At 52.9% G+C, this 23,176-nt stretch carries 23 protein-coding genes and 1 pseudogene; 9 read left to right on the forward strand and 15 right to left on the reverse strand.

The window, feature by feature from the left end; translation table 11 throughout:
- A partial coding sequence (locus ACEYDX_RS04155; protein WP_373740771.1) for a valine--tRNA ligase occupies positions 1-2,476 on the forward strand: 2,476 nt, incomplete at its 5' end.
- Between the two features lie 242 nt (positions 2,477-2,718).
- Here the strand turns inward: ACEYDX_RS04155 and ACEYDX_RS04160 are convergent.
- The 3 genes from ACEYDX_RS04160 to ACEYDX_RS04170 all read right to left on the reverse strand — a co-directional run bounded on the left by ACEYDX_RS04160 (position 2,719) and on the right by ACEYDX_RS04170 (position 5,488).
- A complete protein-coding gene (locus tag ACEYDX_RS04160) occupies positions 2,719-4,176 on the reverse strand; it encodes a TrkH family potassium uptake protein (RefSeq protein WP_373740772.1) in 1,458 nt (485 codons plus the stop codon).
- 468 nt (positions 4,177-4,644) lie between these two features.
- Complete coding sequence (gene greB, locus ACEYDX_RS04165; protein WP_373740773.1) at positions 4,645-5,148, reverse strand: transcription elongation factor GreB; 504 nt, start codon at positions 5,146-5,148, stop codon at positions 4,645-4,647.
- Positions 5,149-5,254: 106 nt separating this feature from the next.
- Entirely contained in the window at positions 5,255-5,488 is a 234-nt protein-coding gene (locus ACEYDX_RS04170) for a hypothetical protein (RefSeq protein ID WP_373740774.1), read from the reverse strand.
- Positions 5,489-5,510: 22 nt separating this feature from the next.
- Here ACEYDX_RS04170 and ACEYDX_RS04175 point away from each other — a divergent pair, with 22 nt between their 5' ends.
- Entirely contained in the window at positions 5,511-6,842 is a 1,332-nt protein-coding gene (locus ACEYDX_RS04175) for a dicarboxylate/amino acid:cation symporter (protein ID WP_373740775.1), read from the forward strand.
- Positions 6,843-7,062: 220 nt separating this feature from the next.
- On the opposite strand, the gene ACEYDX_RS04180 is transcribed toward ACEYDX_RS04175, so the two are convergent.
- A complete protein-coding gene (locus tag ACEYDX_RS04180) occupies positions 7,063-7,959 on the reverse strand; it encodes a LysR family transcriptional regulator (protein WP_373740776.1) in 897 nt (298 codons plus the stop codon).
- A 211-nt stretch (positions 7,960-8,170) separates the two neighbouring features.
- Here ACEYDX_RS04180 and ACEYDX_RS04185 point away from each other — a divergent pair, with 211 nt between their 5' ends.
- The 3 genes from ACEYDX_RS04185 (at position 8,171) to ACEYDX_RS04195 (ending at position 9,968) form a co-directional block, all read left to right on the forward strand.
- A complete protein-coding gene (locus ACEYDX_RS04185) occupies positions 8,171-8,563 on the forward strand; it encodes a DoxX family protein (protein ID WP_373740777.1) in 393 nt (130 codons plus the stop codon).
- A 32-nt stretch (positions 8,564-8,595) separates the two neighbouring features.
- A complete protein-coding gene (locus ACEYDX_RS04190; RefSeq protein WP_373740778.1) occupies positions 8,596-9,201 on the forward strand; it encodes a nitroreductase family protein in 606 nt (201 codons plus the stop codon).
- A 356-nt stretch (positions 9,202-9,557) separates the two neighbouring features.
- Complete coding sequence (locus ACEYDX_RS04195; RefSeq protein WP_373740779.1) at positions 9,558-9,968, forward strand: hypothetical protein; 411 nt, start codon at positions 9,558-9,560, stop codon at positions 9,966-9,968.
- Between the two features lie 627 nt (positions 9,969-10,595).
- Here the strand turns inward: ACEYDX_RS04195 and ACEYDX_RS04200 are convergent.
- The 10 genes from ACEYDX_RS04200 to ACEYDX_RS04245 all read right to left on the reverse strand — a co-directional run bounded on the left by ACEYDX_RS04200 (position 10,596) and on the right by ACEYDX_RS04245 (position 18,780).
- On the reverse strand, positions 10,596-11,021 hold the full coding sequence (locus ACEYDX_RS04200; protein ID WP_373740780.1) for a F0F1 ATP synthase subunit epsilon: 426 nt from the start codon (positions 11,019-11,021) through the stop codon (positions 10,596-10,598).
- 10 nt (positions 11,022-11,031) lie between these two features.
- Complete coding sequence (gene atpD / locus ACEYDX_RS04205) at positions 11,032-12,429, reverse strand: F0F1 ATP synthase subunit beta (protein WP_373740781.1); 1,398 nt, start codon at positions 12,427-12,429, stop codon at positions 11,032-11,034.
- Positions 12,430-12,463: 34 nt separating this feature from the next.
- Positions 12,464-13,345: a F0F1 ATP synthase subunit gamma gene (gene atpG / locus ACEYDX_RS04210; RefSeq protein ID WP_373740782.1), complete on the reverse strand. Its 882-nt coding sequence runs from the start codon at positions 13,343-13,345 to the stop codon at positions 12,464-12,466.
- A 24-nt stretch (positions 13,346-13,369) separates the two neighbouring features.
- Positions 13,370-14,917, reverse strand: a complete 1,548-nt coding sequence (atpA, locus tag ACEYDX_RS04215; protein WP_373740783.1) for a F0F1 ATP synthase subunit alpha — start codon at positions 14,915-14,917, stop codon at positions 13,370-13,372.
- A gap of 10 nt (positions 14,918-14,927) precedes the next feature.
- Positions 14,928-15,461 carry a F0F1 ATP synthase subunit delta gene (locus tag ACEYDX_RS04220; RefSeq protein WP_373740784.1) on the reverse strand — a complete coding sequence of 178 codons (534 nt, stop codon included), beginning with the start codon at positions 15,459-15,461 and terminating at the stop codon, positions 14,928-14,930.
- Positions 15,462-15,465: 4 nt separating this feature from the next.
- On the reverse strand, positions 15,466-15,936 hold the full coding sequence (locus ACEYDX_RS04225) for a F0F1 ATP synthase subunit B (RefSeq protein ID WP_373740785.1): 471 nt from the start codon (positions 15,934-15,936) through the stop codon (positions 15,466-15,468).
- A gap of 73 nt (positions 15,937-16,009) precedes the next feature.
- On the reverse strand, positions 16,010-16,243 hold the full coding sequence (atpE, locus tag ACEYDX_RS04230; RefSeq protein WP_004284425.1) for a F0F1 ATP synthase subunit C: 234 nt from the start codon (positions 16,241-16,243) through the stop codon (positions 16,010-16,012).
- A 96-nt stretch (positions 16,244-16,339) separates the two neighbouring features.
- Positions 16,340-17,206, reverse strand: coding sequence for a F0F1 ATP synthase subunit A (atpB, locus tag ACEYDX_RS04235; protein ID WP_373740786.1), 867 nt, complete (start codon positions 17,204-17,206; stop codon positions 16,340-16,342).
- A complete protein-coding gene (locus ACEYDX_RS04240; RefSeq protein WP_373740791.1) occupies positions 17,196-17,552 on the reverse strand; it encodes an ATP synthase subunit I in 357 nt (118 codons plus the stop codon). Before ACEYDX_RS04240 ends, atpB begins: the two co-directional genes overlap by 11 nt.
- Before the next feature lie 364 nt (positions 17,553-17,916).
- Positions 17,917-18,780 carry a ParB/RepB/Spo0J family partition protein gene (locus ACEYDX_RS04245; protein WP_373740787.1) on the reverse strand — a complete coding sequence of 288 codons (864 nt, stop codon included), beginning with the start codon at positions 18,778-18,780 and terminating at the stop codon, positions 17,917-17,919.
- 242 nt (positions 18,781-19,022) lie between these two features.
- Here ACEYDX_RS04245 and ACEYDX_RS04250 point away from each other — a divergent pair, with 242 nt between their 5' ends.
- Positions 19,023-19,595, forward strand: coding sequence for a UbiX family flavin prenyltransferase (locus ACEYDX_RS04250; protein WP_373740788.1), 573 nt, complete (start codon positions 19,023-19,025; stop codon positions 19,593-19,595).
- Positions 19,596-20,280: 685 nt separating this feature from the next.
- On the opposite strand, the gene gluQRS is transcribed toward ACEYDX_RS04250, so the two are convergent.
- The gene (gluQRS, locus tag ACEYDX_RS04255; RefSeq protein ID WP_373740789.1) at positions 20,281-21,195 is read right to left on the reverse strand and encodes a tRNA glutamyl-Q(34) synthetase GluQRS; all 915 of its coding nucleotides are present in this window, start codon (positions 21,193-21,195) and stop codon (positions 20,281-20,283) included.
- A 276-nt stretch (positions 21,196-21,471) separates the two neighbouring features.
- On the opposite strand from gluQRS, the gene tsaB reads away from it, so the two are divergent.
- The 3 genes and pseudogenes from tsaB to ACEYDX_RS04270 form a co-directional block, all read left to right on the forward strand.
- The gene (gene tsaB / locus ACEYDX_RS04260) at positions 21,472-22,149 is read left to right on the forward strand and encodes a tRNA (adenosine(37)-N6)-threonylcarbamoyltransferase complex dimerization subunit type 1 TsaB (RefSeq protein ID WP_373740790.1); all 678 of its coding nucleotides are present in this window, start codon (positions 21,472-21,474) and stop codon (positions 22,147-22,149) included.
- 290 nt (positions 22,150-22,439) lie between these two features.
- A complete protein-coding gene (rimI, locus tag ACEYDX_RS04265; protein WP_373740792.1) occupies positions 22,440-22,883 on the forward strand; it encodes a ribosomal protein S18-alanine N-acetyltransferase in 444 nt (147 codons plus the stop codon).
- Positions 22,877-23,176 (forward strand): annotated as a pseudogene (locus ACEYDX_RS04270) (uracil-DNA glycosylase); the annotation flags it as partial. The gene rimI and the pseudogene ACEYDX_RS04270, both read left to right, overlap by 7 nt.

Below are 23,176 nucleotides of genomic sequence, written 5' to 3' on the forward strand. Positions count from 1 at the left end.
CGGCACGATTACCGAGCAGATGCGCCGTGTGGGCTGTTCCGCCGACTGGTCGCGCGAGTATTTCACGATGGACGACGTGCGCGCCGAAACCGTAACCGAAGTGTTCGTGCGCCTGTATGAGCAGGGGCTGATTTACCGCGGCAAACGCTTGGTGAACTGGGATCCCGTGTTGGGTACGGCGGTGTCCGATTTAGAAGTGGAAAGCGTGGAAGAACGAGGCTCTATGTGGCACATCCGCTATCCGCTGGCCGAGAGGCCGTCTGAAAGCGTGATTGTCGCCACCACGCGCCCCGAAACGCTGCTGGGCGACGTGGCCGTGGCCGTCAATCCCGAAGACGAACGCTATAAACACCTGATTGGCAAAGAACTTATCCTGCCGCTGACCGGCCGCACCATTCCCGTGATTGCCGACGAATATGTGGAAAAAGATTTCGGCACGGGCTGCGTGAAAATCACGCCGGCGCACGACTTCAACGACTACGAAGTCGGCAAACGCCACGATACGCGCCTGATTAATGTGTTTGATTTGGAAGCGAAAATTTTGAGCCAAGCCGAAGTGTTCAACTTCAAAGGCGAAGTTCAGACAGGCATTGCCCTGCCCGAAGCCTACGCGGGTCTCGACCGCTTCGCCGCGCGCAAACAGATGCTGGCCGACTTGGAAGCGCAGGGTTTGCTGGCCGAAGTGAAACCGCACACGCTGATGACACCGAAAGGCGACCGCACGGGTTCGGTGATCGAGCCGATGCTGACCAGCCAATGGTTCGTCGCCATGTCCGCCGCGCCCGACGGCAGCAAAGTGGCCGAACCCGACAGCGAATTCAAAGGCTTAAGCCTGTCTGAAAAAGCGAAAAAAGCGGTGGACAGCGGCGCGGTGAAATTCATTCCCGAAAACTGGGTCAACACCTACAACCAATGGATGAACAACATCCAAGACTGGTGCATCTCGCGCCAACTGTGGTGGGGACACCAAATCCCCGCGTGGTACGACGAAGCAGGCAATGTGTACGTTGCGCGCACGCAGGAAGAAGCCGAAAAACTTTCAGACGGCCTGAAGCTGACACGCGACGAAGACGTTTTGGACACCTGGTTCTCCTCCGCGCTCGTGCCGTTCTCCACGCTCGGCTGGCCGTCTGAAACGCCCGAACTCAAAGCCTTCCTGCCCAGCAACGTCTTGGTAACCGGCTACGAAATCATCTTCTTCTGGGTCGCCCGTATGATTATGATGACCACGCACTTCACCGGCAAAGTGCCGTTCAAAGACGTGTACATCCACGGCATCGTGCGCGACCACGAAGGCAAAAAAATGTCCAAATCCGAAGGCAACGTCATCGACCCCGTTGATTTGATTGACGGCATCGGCTTGGACGAACTTCTGGTCAAACGCACCACCGGCCTGCGCCGCCCTGAAAAAGCCCCGCAAGTGGTTGAAGCGACGAAAAAACTCTTCCCCGAAGGCATTCCCGTGTTCGGTGCCGACGCGCTGCGCTTCACCATGGCCAGCTACGCCAGCCTCGGCCGCAGCGTGAATTTCGACTTCAAACGCGCCGAAGGCTACCGCAATTTCTGCAACAAATTGTGGAACGCCACCAATTTCGTGCTGATGAACGTGGAAAACCACGATTGCGGCCAAGATGAAACCCAGCCGCTGGCTTACACCTTCGTCGACCAATGGATTATCGGCCGCCTGCAGCAAACCGAAGCCGCCGTGACCGAAGCCTTCGACACCTACCGCTTTGATTTGGCGGCGCAAACGCTCTACGAATTCGTGTGGAACGATTTCTGCGACTGGTACATCGAGCTGGCCAAAGTGCAGATCCAAACCGGCTGTCCGACCACCCGGCGCACCACCCGCCGCACCCTCGTGCGCGTGTTGGAAGTGATTTTGCGCCTGTTGCACCCGATTATGCCGTACATCACCGAAGAGCTGTGGCAGACCGTCGCGCCGCTGGCCAACGCCAAGCACGCCGACAGCATCATGATTGCCGCGTGGCCGGTGGCGGACGAAGAAAAAATCGTTCAGACGGCCTTCGACAAAATGACCGCGCTGCAAGACCTGATTGGTGCCGTGCGCAACCTGCGCGGCGAAATGGGCATCGCCCCGAACGTCAAAGCCCCGCTGTTCATCGAAGGCCAAACCGACGAAGCCCTGCTCAAATACCTGCCGTCCATGACGCGCCTGACCGAAGCCAACATCGTGGACAAGCTGCCAGAAAACGAAGACGCACCCGTGGCCGTCTGCAACGGCGCACGCCTGATGCTGAAAGTGGAAATCGACAAAGCCGCCGAAACCGCGCGTCTGACCAAAGAAGCCGAAAAACTGCAAAAAGCCTTGGACAAACTCAACGCCAAACTCTCCAAACCCGGCTACACCGAAAAAGCCCCTGCGCATCTGGTGGAAAAAGACAAGTCCGAACTGGCGGAGTTGGAAGACAAGATGGCGAAAGTACAGGGGCAGTTGGCGAAGCTGAAAGATTGATTTCGGATTTAATGTAATGATTTAAATTGAAATCAAGGCAAAGGCCGTCTGAAAAATTTTCAGACGGCCTTATCTTGTATATGGTTTTATTTGCACCGTACCGCGACAACCGACACACCAACCTTCACTGCGACTCCTTCGTTTTACATCCACCCGAAAACAAAATATCCGCCACATACGGGCCGAACCCCGTATGGCAGCTTTCCATTATCGAAAGCGGTTTAAAACCATGAGTTGCCCCGCTATTTTTTCCAATACGCCGGTGTCAGCAGAATCAATACGGTAAAAATTTCCAAACGCCCCAGCAGCATCACGGACGCGAGCAGCCATTTCTGAATGTCGCCGAGCGCGCCGTAGTTGTGGGCGGGGCCGACCGTACCCAAACCCGGGCCTGCGTTGGTGATGCACGAAATCACGGCGGTGAAGGCGGAAATGAAATCCTGACCGGCGGCCATCATCAGGAAAGTGAAGACGACGATGGTCATGAAATAGACAAAAACAAACGACATAACGGTCAACGCCATGCGGTCGGGAATGGTGCGGCCGTTGACTTTGACGTTGTGCACTGCGCGAGGGTGGAGCAGCAGCAGCATTTCACGCAGGCTGAATTTGAACAACACCAGCGCGCGCACGTTTTTGATGCCGCCTCCCATCGAGCCGGCACACGCCAAAACGTTGGCCAGAAAAAACATCCACAACGATGCGATCAGCGGCCATTGCGCAAAGTCGGCGTTGGCAAAACCGCTGGCCAGTCCGATGGAAACGTAGTTGAAGCCGACATAGCGCAGGGCTTCGCCGGGCGAAGCGTAAAAACCGCCCAACCAAAGATAAGCGCTTACGGCAACAATGCTGACCGCCATAATCAGCAGCAGGCTGCGGCATTCTTCGTTGCGCCAATAGATGTTCGGGGAACGCTCCGACAGTGCGGTAAAGTGGCAGGCGAAATTGATGCCGCCGAACAGGGTGAACACGATAACTGCCAGCTCCACCGATACGGAATCGAAATAAGCGATACTGGCATCGTGGGTGGAAAATCCGCCGAGCGAAACCACCGACATGGCGTGGCAGAGCGCGTCGAACCAGCTCATGCCGGAAAAATGCAGGCAGAAAAAGGCGGCCAGCGTAATCAGCGAATACATCACCCACAGTTTTTTGGCCACCTGAGAAATGCGCGGCGCCATTTTGCTGTCTTTGTCGATGCCGGGGATTTCCGCCTTGAAAAGCTGCGTACCGCCGACACCGAGCATCGGCAGAATGGCAACGGCCAACACGATAATCCCCATTCCGCCGAGCCAGTTGAGCATATGCCGCCAAAAATTAATCGACGGCGCAAGCGTGTCGAGACTGTCGATGGTAGTGGCGCCGGTGGTGGTCAGGCCGGACATCGATTCGAAAAAGGCATCGGTAAAACTGAGCGGCGGTATATAAAGATATGCGGGCATGGCGGCCACCAGCGCAAACAGCAGCCACAACATGAACACCAGCGTAAAACCGTCGCGCGGGCGCAGTTCGCGATTGTGCCGCAAGGTCAGCAGCCACAATACGGCGGAACCCGACAGCGTAACCAGCACCGTACCGGCAAAGGCATGGAACGCGCCGTCGAGAAACAGATACGACATCAGCGTCGGCACCAGCAGCAGCACGGAAAACAGCAATCCGAGCTTGGCGAGCGTGTGGATGATGGGAATGACTTTATACATAACGAATGGTTTGTGTTGTGAAGGCCGTCTGAAAAGCGGGCGGCGCCATCCGGCGTTTTTTCAGACGGCCTGTGCCGGTCGGCGCATAATGTTTTGCTTTACCGTATCGATATTTTATATCTGCCTGAAGGCCGTATGAAACGGCGGTTTATTGCGGACGAACTTGAAACGCTGTGCGGCTTTTTCCCGCCGCATTATTCCCGCACGGGCGGAAGTCCGCGACCGACAGGAATACAGGTAAGGCAGAAAACGTGTGTGATTTTAAAGTGGGAAAAACCGAAACGGCTTCCTGCCCCATAAACACACGGCGGATGCATCACGGTTCAAGTTTATCCGCCGTCCCGCTCCCCTAGCCGCAAAGCCGATGCCCGACAATTGCCGACAATAAAGCCGTATTACGAACGTCTGCCCGCATCGAAAAAGATCCAAACCAAACGGAAACAACGGCAGCGGTATTTTCAGACGGCCTCAGTCTATCCGCACATACGCCACCGACAAAATCTCGATGGTTTCGCGTCCGTCCGGGCCGTGCAGCACCACTTCGTCACCTTCGTGCGCCTTAATCAGGCAGCGGGCGAGCGGAGAAACCCACGAAATCTTGTTTTGCGCGGTATCGATTTCGTCCGTGCCGACAATGCGTACCACCTGCTCCGAGCCGTCGCCGCGCAACAGCCCTACCGTCGCGCCGAAAAAAATCTGGTCGGTGGCTTCCCGCGCTTCGGGGTCAACCACCACCGCCGCCTCCAGCCGTTTGGTCAGAAAACGGATGCGGCGGTCGATTTCGCGCATACGGCGTTTTCCGTAGAGATAGTCGCCGTTTTCGCTGCGGTCGCCGTTGCCTGCCGCCCAGTTGACCACTTGGACGATTTCGGGACGTTCCTTATTGACCAGACGGTACAGCTCGTCTTTCAACGCCTGCCAACCGGTGGGGGTCATATAGTTTTTCGGTTCGGAAACGGTATCGTTGCTCATTCTGTTCGGAACTCGGCGGATGAAAAGTTTCATTTTACCTAATTTTCGGATGCGGCGCGGCAGACAATGGCGTTCAGACGGCCTGCCGGCTGCACGGAACACGGTTTCAGACGGCATCCACCTGTAATAAGATGTAGCCGGAGCCGTCTGAAACCTTTGCCACAAGGGTAAAAACCCCGATATTTTTTCCCTTTATAAACAACTTTATTCCAATAAAACTGCCAATTTTACCGGCGGCAGGTTTGAAATCACCCGAATTAACGGCTAAATTACATCCTGTTTCAAAATGCCTGTACGGTAAATCCCCCCGATAACAGGCATTTTCCAATACCGTTACCAAATCATTTACCGAAGGTGGATTTATGCTGAACATCGATACAGACGAGCTGAACGATTTACCGAAAGGCAAAAAGCCGAAGTTTTACCAGATTCTTTATGTGCAGGTGATTTTTGCGATTACGGTCGGCATCCTGCTCGGCCATTTCTATCCCGATGTCGGAGAAAGCCTGAAGCCTTTGGGCGACGGCTTCATCAAGCTGGTTAAGATGATTATCGCCCCCGTGATTTTCCTGACCGTGGTAACGGGCATCGCGGGCATGAACGACATGAAGTCCGTCGGTCGAGTGGCGGGCAAAGCGTTTGTCTATTTCCTGTTTTTCTCCACGCTCGCGCTCGTCGTCGGCATGGTCGTGGCCAACATTATCCAGCCCGGCGCGGGCCTGAACATCGATCCGGCGACGCTCCAATCCGACAAAGTGGCCGAGTACGTCGAAAAATCGAAAGAAACCGGCATCGTCAGCTTTCTGATGAACATCATCCCCACCACCGTATTCAGCCCGCTGACCAACGGCAATATCCTGCAGGTATTGTTTGTAGCGGTTCTGTTCGGCATTTCGCTGGCCGCCGTGGGTGAAAAAGCCAAAACCGTCGTCAGCCTGTTGCAGGATTTTTCCGCACCCGTGTTCAAAATGGTATCGATGCTGATGAAATTCGCCCCCATCGGCGCATTCGGCGCGATGGCGTTTACCATCGGCAAATACGGCCTGAGCTCCATCAGCAACCTGATGCTGCTGGTCGCCACGTTCTACATTACTTCACTGCTGTTCGTCATCGTGATTTTGGGTGCGGTCGCCCGCTACAACGGTTTCTCCATCATCAAAATGATTAAATACATCAAAGACGAACTGTGGTTGGTATTGGGCACTTCCTCATCCGAAGCCGCCCTGCCGACGCTGATGCAGAAAATGGAACGTGCAGGCTGCGAAAAATCCGTGGTCGGCTTGGTGGTTCCCACAGGTTATTCGTTCAATCTCGACGGCACCAACATCTACATGACCATGGCCGCGCTGTTTATCGCACAGGCCACCAACACCGATTTGACCGTTACCCAGCAGATTACGCTGCTTCTGGTGGCCATGCTCAGTTCCAAAGGTGCGGCAGGCGTTACCGGTGCGGGCTTCATCACGCTGGCGGCCACTTTGTCTGTGGTACCGAGCGTGCCCGTCGAGGGCATGGCGCTGATTCTGGGTATCGACCGTTTCATGTCGGAATGCCGTGCCCTGACCAATCTCGTCGGCAACGCCTGCGCCACGATTGTGGTGGCACGCTGGGAAAAAGCCTTGGACAAAGAACAGCTTGATGCCGCAATGAACGGCACGCTGCCGCCTTTGGATCCCAATACTGCGGCACACTAACCGCCGGCAACCGTAAGGCCGTCTGAAATATTTTCAGACGGCCTTCTCTTTTGGCTGTTTAGATAATGCGCCCACCATATTGGAATATCATTCCCGCACGGGAGGGAATCTGTCTTTGAGTTTAAGAAACCGTTTTTCTTCATAACCGTTATGAATGCTCACGATAGATTTCCGCCTGAGCAAGCATGACGACCATAAGCGATCCCGTGCCAATCGCTCCCTACCCGCGCTCGGCTTGGATTTTCTCGTTCACAAAATCGATAAAGCTGCGCACCTTCGCACTTAAAAACGTGCGATCAACGTAAGCCGCATAAAGCTGGTTGGTCAAAATGGAGTAGTCGGTCAACAGCCGCACCAACCTGCCTTCGTCCAAATCCTGCTGAACCGCCCAAAGCGGCTGGTAGCCGATGCCGCCGCCCGCTTTAACCAATTCGCGCACCATCAGCGTATGGTCGGTGGTCATGGCCGCATTCAGGCTCAGGCGCGCCGTTTCGCCGCTGTTTCTATGCACGATGTCGACATGGCTCATATCGGTGTAGGAAGGCAAAACTGCCTTGTGCACCATCGCTTCTTCAGGCGTAGCGGGTGTACCGTGGGTTTCCAGATAAGCAGGCGCAGCCACCAGCACGAATTCGATTTTCGACAGCGGCTTCACAATCAGCGACGGATGCGGATCTTGCGAAACGCGCAGGGCCAGGTCGAAACCGTCGGCAATCAAATCGACGCGGCGGTTGTCCAGCACCAAATCGAGTTTCACGGCGGGAAACCACTGCTGATATTCCACCAGCCAATGGCTCACCATATGGCTGGCAAACCAAATCGGCATAGTTACGCGCAAAACGCCCTGCGGTTTGTCGGTACCGCTGGCGGCCTTCTGCGCGGCGGCATCCAGCGTATCGAGCGCATAACTGCATTGCCGGTAATAGTCTTCGCCCGCTTCGGTCAGATGCAGATTGCGGCTGTTGCGGTGCAACAGCTTCGCCTGCACGGTGTTTTCGAGATGGCTCACGTGTTTGCTGGCCATGGCCGTGGAGATGCCGAGCTGGGCAGCGGCGCGTGTAAAGCTGTTGTGCTTTACCACCGAGCGGAAAACTTTCAGGCTGAACAAAGTATCCATTATTTCCCAATCAGAAACATTATTTCAATAATCGAAGTATATATCAACCATTAAGAATTGACTATACTGCCACGCAACCATACAGGCCGTCTGAAAACGTTTCAGCCGCAGGCTGGAAGATTGGCAGCAGATTCATCCTTGAGCTTTCCTGTTCCCAAACTTTTTCAGACGGCCTTTATTCTGTACACACTTCATCCCCCAAAGGAAAAAAATGAGCTTCTTAAACCGCTTCCAACCCGTATTGCTTTCCGTTTTGCGCATCACCGCCGCCTATATGTTTATGCTGCACGGCACGGCGAAACTGTTTACCTTCCCCTTTGTCGAAGGCCTCAATCCGCCGCTTGCATCGATTTACGGCATTGCGGGCATTCTCGAAACTGTCGGCGGCATCCTGCTGCTGCTCGGTCTGTTTACCCGCCCTACCGCCTTTCTGCTGTCCGGTCAAATGGCCGTGGCCTACTTCATGGCACATACTTCACCCACCCCGCTGTTCCCGCTGCTCAACGGCGGTGAAGCCGCAGCATTGTTCTGTTTCGTATTTCTCTACATCGCCGCAGCCGGCGGCGGTGCTTGGGCATTGGATAACCGTTTCAATAAAGCGTAAAATCATCAACTCAGTTAACACAGGAAATAATCATGACTTACCAAACACTCCAAACTGCCGCGCAAACCCGCCGCAGCATCTATGCCCTCAACAAAAACCTGCCGCTGTCCAACGCCGAAGTGGTCAAAATCATCGAACACGCCGTGTTGCACACGCCTTCTTCGTTCAACTCGCAATCCACCCGCGTAGTAGTCTTGTTCGGCGCAGAACATGAAAAAGTATGGGGCTTTGTTGAAGACGCTTTGCGCGCCATCGTTCCTGCCGACCAATTCGAGCCGACCAAACAAAAGCTGGATATGTTCAAAGCAGGCGCGGGTACGGTACTGTTTTTTGAAGACCAAAACGTGGTAAAAGGCCTGCAGGAGCAGTTCCCCTCTTACGCCGCCAACTTCCCCGTATGGGCCGAACACGCCGATGCCATGCACCAATACGCCGTGTGGACCACGCTTGCCGCCGCAGGCATCGGTGCCAATCTGCAACACTACAACCCGTTGCCCGACGCAGCCATTGCCAAAGAATGGAACATCCCCGAAAACTGGACGTTGCGCGCACAAATGGTGTTCGGCGGCATCGCCGCACCTGCCGGTGAAAAAACATTCCAACCGCTGGAAGAGCGTTTGAAAGTTTTCGGCGCATAAACCTTTATCGGCTGGCGCACACAGTCAGGCCGTCTGAAAATGTTTCAGACGGCCTTTTTTGTCTTGCCGTTTCACATCCCCACCGACTTTAAACCGCGTTTTATGTAGACATTACGCAACATTCCGACCGTTTCAAACGGCCCAAGCGTAAAGCCGGGTTAGCCTGATTTTCAGATTTCATGCCGAAAAACGGGATTTGTTTGGATGAACATCCAATCAATAACAAACTTCAGGCAGTTTTGTGCAAGATTATCTGGACGTTGACAATCGTTTACGCACAGGCGGTTAAGATACATATGCGACATACAGGATGTGTTGCATCCCGATTTCCCAATCTATATGAAAGCGAGTTTGAAATGAAAAAACTGATCGCCGCTGCCGCCCTGTTGGCCACTTCCGCAACACTGATGGCCGCTCCCTACGACGACGGCCGACGTTTTGAAGACGTAATCCGCGAAAAACAGCACCGCCACGACGATGCCCTGCGCGATAAGCATTACCGCCACAAAGATGCCTTAGCGGACAAACAGCAGCAATACGATGATGCTTTAATCCGTAAAAGCCGCCAATACCGTGACAGTGGTGTCTCACGCGAACAAAGCGACCGTTACAATGATGTGCTGATCGAAAAACGCCGCCAATACAAAAACGCCCTGCAGGAAAGACAACGTAAATACGACGACGCCCTGTTGGAAAGACAGCGTAAATATGACCGAGCTCTTGAAGAGAGAAAACGCAGATACGATGATGCCCGCAGAGGCCGTTAATATTGTTCTTAAGTAGCCGCTCTATTTAAGCCTTGGTAAGTATCAGGCCGTCTGAACAATTTTTCAGACGGCCTTTATGGTATTAGGGTTCCGCAAGAATCAGTTTACTGCCTGATAACGGCAATACTGCCTATTTCAAAAAGGTTGTGATCGGATATTGAGTTGATAGCATATAGCCAGACGGACTTCTCCAATTTCCGTTGTGCCTGAGCTGGTGAAAATGACGGAATTAAGCATCCACACAATATCCAAAACAATCTTTAGAAATACCTTTCAAGAAGAAAAATCCGTTTTTACCCAAACCACCATCCGACGACAATACGGAAAAATTGTCTCCGCAATTTAAAAAATTATCGTACGTTGTCGGCTTCCCCCGTTTACGTTGACTCCTTCGTTTACGGATGAATTTTCTCTTGGACAGAAATACTAAAAAGGATATTCAATTGAGAGCAAACCACCGCACTATTTGAAAAACTCTCATCAACAGATAAAACACAGACTATACATAACTCAAGTCCAGCAGAGAGAAGAAACAACTAAGGCCGTCTGAAAATCCTTTTCAGACGGCCTTAGTATTGTTTACACAAAAAGAAAAGTGCCGGAACTTCCGGCACTTTTACAACAACATTATTTGTTTTTTTGCGAACGAATGTAATCCAAGGTTTTGAGCTGGGCAATCGCTGCCGCCAAAGCAGCTTCCGCTTTTGCGAGTGCTTCTTTGTCGCCTGCCTGGGAAATTTTGGCCTCCGCTGCCTTTTTGGCTTCTTCTGCACGAGCCTGATCCATCTCTTCACTGCGTACCGCCACATCGGCCAACACAGTAATTTTATCAGGTTGCACTTCCAAAAGGCCGCCTGAAACAGCCACCAAAATTTCTTCCGTACTACCGGCTGTGGTCAAGCGCAACACCCCAGGGCGTACCAAACTCATAATCGGCTCATGTCGCGGGTAAATACCAAGCTCACCTGTCAGTGTCGGCACAACGGCAAAGCTGGCCTCACCCGAATAGATATTCTGCTCGTTACTGACCACTTCAACTTGCATGGTGCTCATGCGGGCCTCCTTAGCTTACGGTTTTCGCTTTCTCAACTGCTTCTTCGATACCGCCTACCATGTAGAACGCCTGTTCGGGAAGGTGGTCGTATTCGCCGTTCAGAATGGCTTTGAAACCGCCGATAGTATCACGCAACGACACATATTTGCCGGGAGAACCGGTAAACACTTCCGCAACGTGGAAAGGCTGAGACAGGAAGCGTTGGATTTTACGCGCACGCATCACAGTCAACTTGTCTTCATCAGACAATTCGTCCATACCCAAAATGGCGATAATGTCGCGCAATTCTTTGTATTTCTGAAGGGTAGACTGTACGCCGCGTGCAACATCATAATGCTCCTGACCAAGCACCATCGGATCCAACTGACGTGAAGTAGAGTCCAAAGGATCTACTGCCGGATAGATACCGAGTGATGCAATATCACGGCTCAATACAACCGTAGCATCCAAGTGCGCAAATGTGGTCGCGGGAGACGGATCGGTCAAGTCATCCGCAGGTACATATACGGCCTGAATGGAGGTAATAGAACCTGTTTGGGTAGAAGTAATACGCTCTTGCAGGCGACCCATTTCTTCCGCCAATGTCGGCTGGTAACCTACTGCTGAAGGCATACGACCAAGCAGTGCAGACACTTCGGTACCGGCCAGTGTATAACGGTAGATATTGTCTACGAAGAACAATACGTCGCGGCCTTTGCCGTTTTCATCTTTTTCGTCGCGGAAATATTCGGCCATAGTCAAACCGGTCAGTGCCACACGCAAACGGTTACCCGGAGGTTCGTTCATCTGGCCATATACCATGGCTACTTTATCCAATACATTGGAATCTTTCATTTCGTGATAGAAGTCGTTACCTTCACGGGTACGCTCCCCTACACCTGCAAACACTGACAAACCGCTGTGTGCTTTTGCAATGTTGTTGATAAGTTCCATCATATTGACGGTTTTACCGACACCGGCACCACCAAACAGACCTACTTTACCGCCTTTGGCAAACGGACAAAGCAAATCAATAACTTTGATACCTGTTTCAAGCAGCTCGGTAGCGCTGGAAAGCTCATCAAATTTAGGCGCTGACTGATGAATGGAACGTTTTTCTGCCGCACCGACAGGGCCTGCTTCATCAACAGGATTACCCAACACATCCATAATACGGCCCAATGTGGCTTTACCTACAGGAACGTTAATAGGAGAACCTGTATTGGTAACAGCCAAACCGCGTTTGAGGCCGTCTGAACTGCCCATCGCAATGGTACGAACCACACCGTCACCCAAAAGTTGTTGCACTTCCAGGGTCAGGTCTGTGTCGACCAGTTTCAGGGCATCATAAACATGCGGGATAGCATCACGCGGAAATTCCACATCAACTACTGCACCGATGATTTGTACGATTTTGCCTTGGCTCATTATCGTATCCTATTTAATCGGCCTGCCGTGCCTTTTATACGGCAGCAGCACCGGCCACAATTTCTGACAACTCTGTGGTAATCGCAGCTTGACGCGATTTGTTATACACCAAACGTAATTCTTTAATGGCATTGCCGGCATTGTCGGTTGCAGCTTTCATTGCCACCATACGGGCTGCCTGCTCTGAAGCCATATTGTCGCTCAACGCTTGATAAACCACAGACTCTAAATAACGTCTGACCAGATATTCGAGTACCTTTGCAGGACTTGGCTCATAACGGTAATCCCAATTGTAATTCGATTCTCCGTTCGCATCGTCATAAGCAAAAGCATTTTGACCGATGGGCAGCAATATTTCCGAACGCGGCTCTTGGCGCATGGTATTGACGAAACCTGAATAAATCATATGGATAACGTCTAATTCATGCTTTTCATAACGCTGAAAAAGCTCCGTTAACGGACCAAGCAACAGCTCCATTTTCGGAGTATCACCCAAATTGGTAACACTGGCAATAATATTTAAGCCAATGCTTTGACAAGCTGCTGCACCTTTACTGCCGAGGCAGACAACATCTACATCGATACCTTGCTGTTTGTACTCTTGGACTTGCGCCAAAAATTTCTTCAATGCATTGGCATTTAACCCGCCACACAAACCTTTATCTGTGGTTACCAGAATAAAACCTGCACGACGCACCTCACGATGCGGTTCAAGCAGTTTTATGCCGTGATCAGTTTCAGTTTGTGCCAAATGGCTCATGACCAAACGCACTTTTTCAGCATACGGACGCGCCAAACGCATCCGTTCCTGAGTCTTACGCATTTTAGAGGTTGACACCATCTGCATCGCTTTAGTGATCTTTTGGGTATTCTGAACACTACGGATTTTGGTGAGAATCTCTTTCCCTACCGCCATTTCAGACTCCTTTCATTCCACATTTTATGCCTGATAGGCATAAGAGGATTTGAAAGACTTCATGGCTTCAACCAATACCTTTTCGCTTTCATCAGACATTGCACCTGAAGCATTGATTGCATCCAAAACAGCCGGTTGCTGAGTACGCACAAAATTCAGAAACTCTGCTTCAAAAGCCAATGCTTTGGAAACTGGTACATCTTCGTATGAACCGTTATTAATGGCCCACAAAGTCAACGACATTTCAGCTGTATTAAGCGTACTAAATTGTTTTTGCTTCATTAGTTCGGTTACAACTTCACCATGCTGAAGCTGCTTGCGTGTGGCTTCATCCAAATCAGAAGCAAATTGGGAAAATGCAGCCAATTCGCGATATTGCGCCAAAGCCAAACGGATACCGCCACCCAATTTTTTAATGACTTTAGTCTGAGCTGCACCACCTACACGTGATACGGAGATACCGGCATTAATAGCAGGACGGATACCTGCATTAAACAAATCGGTTTCCAAGAAAATCTGGCCGTCTGTAATTGAAATGACATTAGTCGGAACAAACGCAGACACATCGCCTGCTTGGGTTTCAATAATCGGTAATGCAGTCAATGAACCTGTTTTACCTTTAACCTCACCGTTTGTCAGTTTTTCCACTTCGTCTTCATTAATACGTGCAGCACGTTCCAACAAACGGGAATGCAAATAAAATACATCTCCCGGGTAGGCTTCTCGGCCAGGAGGACGACGCAACAGCAGGGAAATTTGGCGATATGCTACAGCCTGCTTGGACAAATCATCATAAATAATTAAAGCATCTTCGCCACGGTCACGGAAGTATTCACCCATCGTACAACCAGCATAAGGAGCGATATATTGCAGAGCCGCTGCCTCTGAAGCTGTAGCGGCCACCACAATGGTGTGCGCCATAGCACCATGTTCTTCCAACTTACGAACCACATTGGCAATAGATGATGCTTTCTGGCCGACAGCAACATAAATACAGATAACACCTGTACCTTTTTGATTGACAATCGCATCCAAGGCAACCGCTGTTTTACCGGTTTGACGGTCACCAATAATCAGCTCACGCTGACCTCGCCCCACCGGCACCATCGAATCAATGGATTTCAAACCAGTCTGCAAGGGCTGATCCACCGACTTACGTGCAATTACCCCCGGAGCAATTTTCTCAATCGGTGCAGTCAATTTAGTATTAACTGGACCTTTACCATCAATCGGGCGACCCAAAGCATCAACCACACGTCCTACTAACTCCCGACCGATCGGCACTTCCAAAATGCGCCCGGTACAAGTAACAGTATCGCCCTCTTTAATATGCTCGTATTCACCCAACACCACAGCCCCCACGGAGTCGCGCTCCAGGTTCATCGCCAAGCCAAAAGTGTTACCGGGAAATTCGAGCATCTCACCTTGCATTACGTCTGATAAGCCGTGAATGCGTACAATACCGTCTGTTACAGAAATAACCGTACCACGGGTACGAACTTCCGCATTTACCGACAGATTTTCAATCTTCGCTTTAATCAGATCACTAATTTCAGCAGGATTAAGCTGCATGAAAACTCTCCTAATTTGTCATAGCCGTGTACAGCGCAGTCAATTTATTCCGTACCGACAAATCCAATACTTGGTCACCCACTTCTACTTTGACTCCACCAATCAATGCGGAATCAATTGCCGTCTCTACTTCCAAATCCGCCCCAAACCGCTGCTTCAAAACTGCAACCAACTCAGCAATCTGATTCTGAGTCAATTCGTATGCACTGTAAATCACAGCCGGTTTAGTATTACTGAGTGCCAAGCTCAAGTCTTGAAATTGCGCATAAACTGCAGGCAAAATCGACAAGCGTTTTTGCTCGGACAGCACAAGCACAAAATTCTTTAAGCCACCTTCTGTCAAACCAACCAAATCAGATAGTAATGCAGCTTTTTCTGCAGCGCCTCTTTCCGGTTGTTCAATAAAAGTCACAACTTTTTCCTGCTGCACAACTGAAGCCAATGCCTTCAGTCCGCCCAACCAAGATTCAATTTGGTTTTTTTCCTTAGCCAAACCAAACAATGCTTTCGCATAAGGCCTGGCAATCGTTGCGAACTCTGCCATAAGATTACAGCTCCTGTTTCAGGGCGGCGAGCAAATCTGCGTGTTTAGCAGCATTAATTTCACTGCGCAAAATTGACTCGGCGCCTTTAACTGCCAAGGCAGACACCTGCTCGCGCAATGCTTCACGCGCACGGGCAACCTCCTGAGCTACATCAGCCTGAGCTTGGGCAGTAATCCGAGCAGCCTCTGAAGAAGCTTGTTCTTTAGCCTCCTCTACGATACGTGCTGCACGTTTTTCTGCATTAGCCACCATTTCAGTAACCTGATTCCGCCCTTCGGCCAAGAGTTCTGCAACTTTCTTTTCAGCCTGCTCAAAATCATTTTTACCCCGCTCGGCAGCAGCCAAACCTTCGGCGATTTTGGCAGCACGCTCATCCAAAGCCTTTGCAATCGGCGGCCATACAAACTTCATGGTAAAAACCACCAACAGCAAAAATACAATGAGCTGCGCAATTAAGGTTGCATTGATATTCACTTTACTTAACCTTCGTATCTAGCGTTAATCAAACAAATGCTGTTCCGTTTTCATCGAAACATTTTCGTTCGAACTAGCCTGCAAACGGGTTAACAAAGGCGAACAGCAGCGCAATAGCCACACCGATCAGGAATGCAGCATCAATCAAGCCTGCAATCAAGAACAGTTTGGTTTGCAGCGGGCCAATCAGTTCGGGCTGACGCGCAGAAGATTCCAAATATTTAGAACCTACCATAGCGATGCCGATAGATGCACCCAAGGCACCCAAGGCAACAATCAGACCACATGCGATAGCAATCAAACCCATTTTAGAACTCCTTAATCAGAACAAAGGTTAAAACTACGTTGGAAAAACTTAAAAAAACAACTTCTTGCCTATTCAAACAAACAGCGCAACTGAAACTCAGTGAGCATCATGAGCCTGGCCGATATAAACGAATGCCAAGGCCATGAAAATAAATGCCTGAAGCGTGATAACCAGAATATGGAAAACAGCCCAAACAAATCCCGCCAAAATATGGAAAGCAAACATGATGGGATCCAAAACGCCAACACTACCGGAAACCGCCCATGCGCCACCCAGCAACGCAATCAGCAAGAAAACCAGCTCACCTGCATACATATTACCGAACAACCGCATACCGTGAGAAACGGTTTTAGATAAAAATTCGACAATATTCAGGATAAAGTTTGCGGGACCGAGCTTCGGACCGAAAGGAGCACTGAACATTTCATGCAACCAACCGCCAAATCCTTTGATTTTTACATTGTAATATATACAGACAAGCAACACACCGATGGCCAACGCCAAAGTTGTATTCAAATCCGCAGTCGGTACAACACGCAACAAAGCATGATGTTCACCAGTAGCCATCTGCCAACCCAGCGGCAGCAAGTCCACAGGCAGCAAGTCCATGGCATTCATGAGGAAAATCCACACAAACAGCGTCAGACCAAGAGGGGCGACGAATTTACGCGACTGTTCATTATGGATGATACTTTTACACATATCATCGACAAACTCAAAGAGTATTTCTACAGCCGCTTGAAAACGCCCGGGCACACCCGCAGTAGCTTTTTTGGCACCGAGCCACAAGAAAAAGCTGCCGATTATCCCGAGAACAACGGCAAAAAATATTGCATCCAAATTAACAAATGAAAAATCCGCAATATTTTTAAGACCTTGGCCTTTGGTTACATCCTGCAAACTCGTCAAGCTCTGCAAATGGTGCTTGATATAGTCGGCAGCAGTCATAGATTCACCTGCCATAATTCCTAACTCTCAAAAATGCCAAAAAAACCAAATGGCTGACCGACAGTAAACCTGCCAGAAACGGCAGGAATACAATCTGTTCATGCCACAGCACGAACACTGCAAGCATCAACAACAGCGACAGCACAACTTTCAAAACTTCCCCTGCCAAAAACACCCTGCCCTGCGTGTACGCAGACCGTGTGCCGGAAAGTTTTGAAAGTAATACTGCACAGCAAAACGGAATCAGATAGCACAAGCCGCCGGCCAATGCAGACAACAATCCGTCAAAGCCCGAAACAAGCCCGCAAACGCCCGCCGCTACTGCCAAAGCGGAAACTTGCATAAAAACTATCCGTTTCATCATACCAATAGAGCAACTCAATTCAAGCAATAGCGCGCTAACTATAAATAGATTTGCCCTGCCGCGTCAAGAAAATTGTTAATCTACGTCAAAGAAAAAATCGATTGTTAATTTTCAACACAATGAATTTTAAAAGATTTTTATTTATCTTCAGACTACATTGCATTACAAAACCACCGCTGCACCACTTGATTTCCCGTATGCCGCAAAACTGCAACCCATCTTCTCTCTTGGTATCGGTACGAACCGGCTTTCCGCTTTCCACCCATACGAATTCACGTTACCGCCTTATTGTTGGTTCAATCGAACATAAGGCCGTCTGAAAAACTTTTTCAGACGGCCTTCTTAAGCCGGTAACCTGCCGTTATCCGCCGTTTTCTTCCGCGCCCAACTGTTTCAACAGGTATTCAAACGTTTCCGGCGTATCGAAATGCAGCACAATCTGCCCTTTTTTCTGGTTGGTGGTGCGCACTTCCACATTCACGCCCAACCTGTCGGTAAGCATTTCGTTGAGGCGGCGGATGTCTGGGTTGATGTACTTTTTCGCATCGGCCTTTTTCGCCTGTTGCGCCACTTGGCTGCGGCGCTCGACTTCCCGCACCGACCAGCCGTATTTCACTGCTTTTTGGGCAAGCTCGAGCTGTTCCACCACGGGCAACGTCAACAGCGCACGCGCATGTCCCATTTCCAGACGGCGGTTGTACAGCATATCCTGCACCGGTTCGGGCAATGCCAACAGGCGCAGGCTGTTGGAAATGCTGCTGCGGCTGCGTCCGATGGCTTTGGCCACGGTTTCATGGGTCAGGCCGAATTCGTCCACCAGCCTTTTCAAGCCCTGCGCCTCTTCAATCGGGTTCAGGTTTTCGCGCTGGATGTTTTCAATCAAACCCATCGCCATCGCCGCTTCGTCGCCGATGCTTTTCACCACCACCGGAATCTCGGTCAGCCCGGCCAGCCGCGCGGCACGCCAACGGCGTTCGCCCGCAATCAGCTCGTATTTCGACAAACCCAGTTCGCGCACAATCACAGGCTGTATCACGCCCTGCGCCTTAATCGAATCGGCCAGATCCTGCAAGGCTTCGTCGTCAATCTGCACACGCGCCTGATAGCGGCCCTGCTGAATGTCCGCCACCGCCGCCGTGGTCAGACGGTCGTCGCTTTCACCCTCGATGCTGCTGGAAAGCAGGTTGTTCAACCCCCTGCCCAAACCGCCTTTTGCTTTTGCCATATTTCGTTTATCCTTTTTTCAGACGGCCCTACCGCCGCATCGGGCCGTCTGAAAAAGCAATGATGTTTTCAGACGGCCCGGCTGTTTCAATCGATTTCCGCCGCCATTTTAAATGATTTCGGGCGATACTGTCTTTCACAAATTTCCCGCCGCCCCCGTATGCCCCGCACCATCAAGGCCGTCTGAAAAACACGGCTTTACGCTATAATGCCCCGCAATACAGACACACACGCACACACACCATGAAACAGCGCATCATCATCGGCATCAGCGGCGCCAGCGGCTTCCAATACGGCTACAAAGCCCTGCAACTGCTGCGCGGCCTGCCCGACATCGAAACCCATCTGATTGTTTCCAAAGGCGGCGACATTACCCGTGCGCTCGAAACCTCCCACACCCGCGAAGAAGTGGCCGCACTCGCCGACGTTGTCCATCCGGCGGGCAACATCGCCTCCATGCTCTCCAGCGGTTCCAGCCCCACGCTCGGCATGCTCGTCGCCCCCTGCTCCATGCGCACGCTTGCCGCCGTCGCCCACGGTTTTTCCGACAACCTGCTGACCCGCGCCGCAGACGTCGTCCTCAAAGAACGCCGCCGTCTCGTGCTCATGACGCGCGAAGCCCCGCTCAACCTCGCCCATCTCGACAACATGCGCCGCGTAACCGAAATGGGCGGCATCATTTTCCCGCCCGTGCCCGCGTTTTACCAAAAACCGCAAAGCATCGACGACATCCTGACCCACACCGCAGGCCGCGCCTTGCAGCTTTTGGGGGCAGACATTCCCGACCTGCCGCAATGGACGGGGGAAACGGCGTAGGCAGAAAACATTTCCGCCGCTGATTCCCTGGCCGCATCACGGATTTCAGCCACACGCACAGGCCGTCTGAAAACCTTTTTTCAGACGGCCTGTGCATTACCGTTACGGGCTGGTTTCCTTGCATCCAAAGTCCCGTTCACTCGGAAATAATTCGGAAATAATACCGACAAAGCAGATACGGTTAGGCGGTACGCCATAACCGTACAAAACGGCTTGGGTAAATCAAAAAGGCCGTCTGAAAACCGCATGGCGTACGGTTACGCCGCTTCAACGGCTAACCGTACCTACGCATTTACACCAGAATCACACCAACAAGGTAGGTACGGTTAGGCGGCACACCGTAACCGTACAAAACAGCTGAAGTAATTTAAAAAGGCCGTCTGAAAACCGCATGGCGTACGGTTACGCCGCTTCGACGGCTAACCGTACCTACGCATTTACACCAGAATCACACCAACAAGGTAGGTACGGTTAGGCGGCACGCCGTAACCGTACAAAACGGCTGAAGTAATTTAAAAAGGCCGTCTGAAAAACAGCATGGCGTACGGTTACGCCGCTTCGACGGCTAACCGTACCTACGCATTTACACCAGAATCACACCAACAAGGTAGGTACGGTTAGGCGGCACGCCGTAACCGTACAAAACGGCTTGGGCAAATCAAAAAGGCCGTCTGAAAATGTTTTTTCAGACGGCCTTTCCATCCTGCCTTTCCGTACAAATGGCATTTTTCGGCACGCGGGCGATGTCCCAATGCTGCACCGTCCAAGCCAGCAGGTCTTGCGGGGTGTCGGTTTCGGGAATGTCGGGAATATTGAGATAACGCATTGCCTGCCGCAGGAGCTGCCCGCGCTTGGCCGTGTTCAGCGCGGGAGCAAGGGTCTGCTTCGACCATTTCTGTCCCTGCGCGTTGGTCAGCAGCGGCAGGTGGGCGTAACTCGGTTCGGGCGCGCCGAGGCATTGTTGCAGGTGGATTTGGCGCGGGGCGGACACCAGCAAATCTTGGCCGCGGACGATGTGGGTAACGCCCTGTTCGATGTCGTCGGCAACCACGGCGAGCTGGTAGGCCCAGCAGCCGTCAGCGCGCAGCAATACGAAATCGCCGATGTCGCGGGCGATATTTTGGGCGTAATGCCCGACAATCCGGTCTTGGAAACCGATTACGCGGTCGGGCGTGCGGATGCGCCATGCGGGGGTTTTCAGCAAATCGGTTTCAGACGGCCTGAAGTCCGCCGCACCGCATCTGCCGTTGTACACGAATCCGTCCGCCCCCGCCCGGGCCGCGTTTTGCCAGTCTTTGCGGCTGCAATGGCAGGGATAGACCAGTCCCGCGCTTTTCAGACGGCCCAAGGTTTCCCGATACAGCGCATGGCGGCGGCTCTGAAACGCGGTTTCCCCGTCCCACTCGAAACCGAAGGCTTCGAGCGTTCGCAGAATATCGGCCGCCGCGCCTTTCATCTCGCGCGGCGGGTCGAGGTCTTCCATCCGCACCAGCCAGCGGCCGCCGTGCGCGCGGGCATCGGCGTAGGAAGCCAGCGCGGTCAGCAGCGAGCCGATGTGCAGCAGCCCCGTGGGACTGGGGGCGAAACGTCCGATATACATATGTCCGGTTTTTCGGAAGACTGAAAACGGCTATGATACCGCATCCGCCGCCGCTTGAGGCCGTCTGAAAAGGCCGTCCGGTGTTATAATCTGCGGCGCAACCGCGGCACGGGCGGGCATCGGAAACAGCAGGCCGTTCCCCCGCAAATGCCTGATGTAAATGGTTGGCAGCGCAATGCAGAACAAGTTTTTCAGACGGCCTGCCAAACCGCCGACGCATCCGATGCCGTCTGAAAACCGTTCCCGTCCGTTCAACCCATTTGCCCCGAACACGCCATGCACACCGATTTTTCCCACCCCGTTCTCGCCGTCGACACCGGCACGGCCTTTCTCTCGCTCGCGCTGCGTGCCGGCAGGCAAACGCTGCTGCACCATGCCGAAGCGGGCAACCGGCAGGCGGAGCTGATTCTGCCGCAGATTCGAGGGCTGCTGGCCGAAGCGGGCGTGACAGCAGCGGATTTGGGCGGCATCGTTTACGCCCAGGGGCCGGGCGCATTTACGGGGCTGCGCATCGGTGCGGGCGTGGCGCAGGGCTTGGCCGTCCCGTTCGGCATTCCGCTGACGGGCATCCCGTCGCTGGATGCGGTTGCCTACCAGATTCCCGACTGCGCCTGCGTGCTGGCGGCAACGGATGCACGGATGGGCGAAGTGTTCTACGCCTTTTTCGACACTGCGCAACACCGCCGTCTGAGCGGCTACCGTGTCGGCAAAGCGGCGGAAATCGTTCCGCCCGAAGGCGCGGCCATACCGCGCGGCATCGGCAATGCCTTCGCACTCGACGACAAGCCGCCGTTCGACGGTTCGCCCGAAATGCCCACCGCCGCGCTGCTGCTGGATTTGGCGCAAAGCGGCCGCTATCCCGCCGTTGATGCGGCGGCGGCAGAACTTTTGTATGTGCGCGACAAAATCGCGCTGACCGCCAAAGAACAGGCCGAGAGAAAAGCATCGCGCTGATGCCGTGAGGCCTGCTTACCCGTTCCCGCCGGAGCAGCGGACAACCCGCCACTTCAGCAAACACCCTCGACCGACAGACCTTCGGTCAATAACGCATACCGGCCGCCGTTCCCGCACGGACGGCAACCGTCGGGAACAGACGTTCGACCGTCGGGGAAAAGCCGACACAGCCGCCTGCCGACCCGTCATGAAAGAGCGGCGGGTAAACCGACATTCATGTTTCAACCCGCCCGCGACACCAACGGAAACCAGCCGACACCATGCCATGCCCTGCCGAATACCGCCCCGTTATGACGCTCCGCCCCGCCCTGCCCGCCGACTGCGCCGCATTGGCCGCGTTGGACGCAGCGTGCAACCCGTCGCCGTGGTCGGAAAAACAGTTTGCCGCCGCGCTCGCATCTGCTGCCGAATCGGTATGGCTGGGCGAAGCACAAGGCATTTTGGCAGGATTTGCCGTCTGGCAGACGGTGTGCGGCGAATCGGAACTGCACCTGACCGCCGTCGCCCCCGCTTTCAGACGGCGCGGTTTTGCCGCACAGCTTCTCGCACACTGGTTTCAGACGGCCTTAAATGAAGGCGTGCAGCGGCTGTTTCTGGAAGTCCGCGACGGCAACGATGCAGCGCAAAGCCTGTACCGCAAACACGGTTTTACCGCCTGCGGCCGCCGCAAAGATTACTACACCCTGCCCGACGGCCGCCGCGAAGACGCCGTTTTAATGGAGAAAACATGTTAAGCAGCCGTTATCTGCACCTGCACGAAGCATTGGGATTGGGCCCGATGTGGCTCAAACAGGGCGCGAAAGTGCTCGCCGCAACGCCCGATACCGCCCAAAGCACCGTACCCGCAGTCCGCAAACCCGAACCGCAAACAGCCGCGCCGCGTGTGCAAACCGCGCCGTCCGCCGTGCCCGCTGCCGACGCGCGTGCGCGCCTGGCCGAATTCACCCACCGCTCCGATGCTTCGCCGGCCTCAACCCGTTCGGTTCAAGACAGCGGTGCGGCACACAGGCCGTCTGAAAATCCCGCC

It is taken from the genome of Neisseria sp., from assembly GCF_041804105.1.
Taxonomy (GTDB): domain Bacteria; phylum Pseudomonadota; class Gammaproteobacteria; order Burkholderiales; family Neisseriaceae; genus Neisseria.

What these genes read in the sequence shown, in the direction of transcription:
- ACEYDX_RS04160 (WP_373740772.1), bottom strand. Translation starts at nt 4,176, where the DNA reads ATGTATAAAGTCATTCCCATCATCCACACGCTCGCCAAGCTCGGATTG.
- greB (WP_373740773.1), bottom strand. Translation starts at nt 5,148, where the DNA reads ATGAGCAACGATACCGTTTCCGAACCGAAAAACTATATGACCCCCACC.
- ACEYDX_RS04175 (WP_373740775.1), top strand. Translation starts at nt 5,511, where the DNA reads ATGCTGAACATCGATACAGACGAGCTGAACGATTTACCGAAAGGCAAA.
- ACEYDX_RS04180 (WP_373740776.1), bottom strand. Translation starts at nt 7,959, where the DNA reads ATGGATACTTTGTTCAGCCTGAAAGTTTTCCGCTCGGTGGTAAAGCAC.
- ACEYDX_RS04185 (WP_373740777.1), top strand. Translation starts at nt 8,171, where the DNA reads ATGAGCTTCTTAAACCGCTTCCAACCCGTATTGCTTTCCGTTTTGCGC.
- ACEYDX_RS04190 (WP_373740778.1), top strand. Translation starts at nt 8,596, where the DNA reads ATGACTTACCAAACACTCCAAACTGCCGCGCAAACCCGCCGCAGCATC.
- ACEYDX_RS04195 (WP_373740779.1), top strand. Translation starts at nt 9,558, where the DNA reads ATGAAAAAACTGATCGCCGCTGCCGCCCTGTTGGCCACTTCCGCAACA.
- ACEYDX_RS04200 (WP_373740780.1), bottom strand. Translation starts at nt 11,021, where the DNA reads ATGAGCACCATGCAAGTTGAAGTGGTCAGTAACGAGCAGAATATCTAT.
- atpD (WP_373740781.1), bottom strand. Translation starts at nt 12,429, where the DNA reads ATGAGCCAAGGCAAAATCGTACAAATCATCGGTGCAGTAGTTGATGTG.
- atpG (WP_373740782.1), bottom strand. Translation starts at nt 13,345, where the DNA reads ATGGCGGTAGGGAAAGAGATTCTCACCAAAATCCGTAGTGTTCAGAAT.
- atpA (WP_373740783.1), bottom strand. Translation starts at nt 14,917, where the DNA reads ATGCAGCTTAATCCTGCTGAAATTAGTGATCTGATTAAAGCGAAGATT.
- ACEYDX_RS04220 (WP_373740784.1), bottom strand. Translation starts at nt 15,461, where the DNA reads ATGGCAGAGTTCGCAACGATTGCCAGGCCTTATGCGAAAGCATTGTTT.
- atpE (WP_004284425.1), bottom strand. Translation starts at nt 16,243, where the DNA reads ATGGGTTTGATTGCTATCGCATGTGGTCTGATTGTTGCCTTGGGTGCC.
- atpB (WP_373740786.1), bottom strand. Translation starts at nt 17,206, where the DNA reads ATGGCAGGTGAATCTATGACTGCTGCCGACTATATCAAGCACCATTTG.
- ACEYDX_RS04240 (WP_373740791.1), bottom strand. Translation starts at nt 17,552, where the DNA reads ATGAAACGGATAGTTTTTATGCAAGTTTCCGCTTTGGCAGTAGCGGCG.
- ACEYDX_RS04245 (WP_373740787.1), bottom strand. Translation starts at nt 18,780, where the DNA reads ATGGCAAAAGCAAAAGGCGGTTTGGGCAGGGGGTTGAACAACCTGCTT.
- ACEYDX_RS04250 (WP_373740788.1), top strand. Translation starts at nt 19,023, where the DNA reads ATGAAACAGCGCATCATCATCGGCATCAGCGGCGCCAGCGGCTTCCAA.
- gluQRS (WP_373740789.1), bottom strand. Translation starts at nt 21,195, where the DNA reads ATGTATATCGGACGTTTCGCCCCCAGTCCCACGGGGCTGCTGCACATC.
- tsaB (WP_373740790.1), top strand. Translation starts at nt 21,472, where the DNA reads ATGCACACCGATTTTTCCCACCCCGTTCTCGCCGTCGACACCGGCACG.
- rimI (WP_373740792.1), top strand. Translation starts at nt 22,440, where the DNA reads ATGACGCTCCGCCCCGCCCTGCCCGCCGACTGCGCCGCATTGGCCGCG.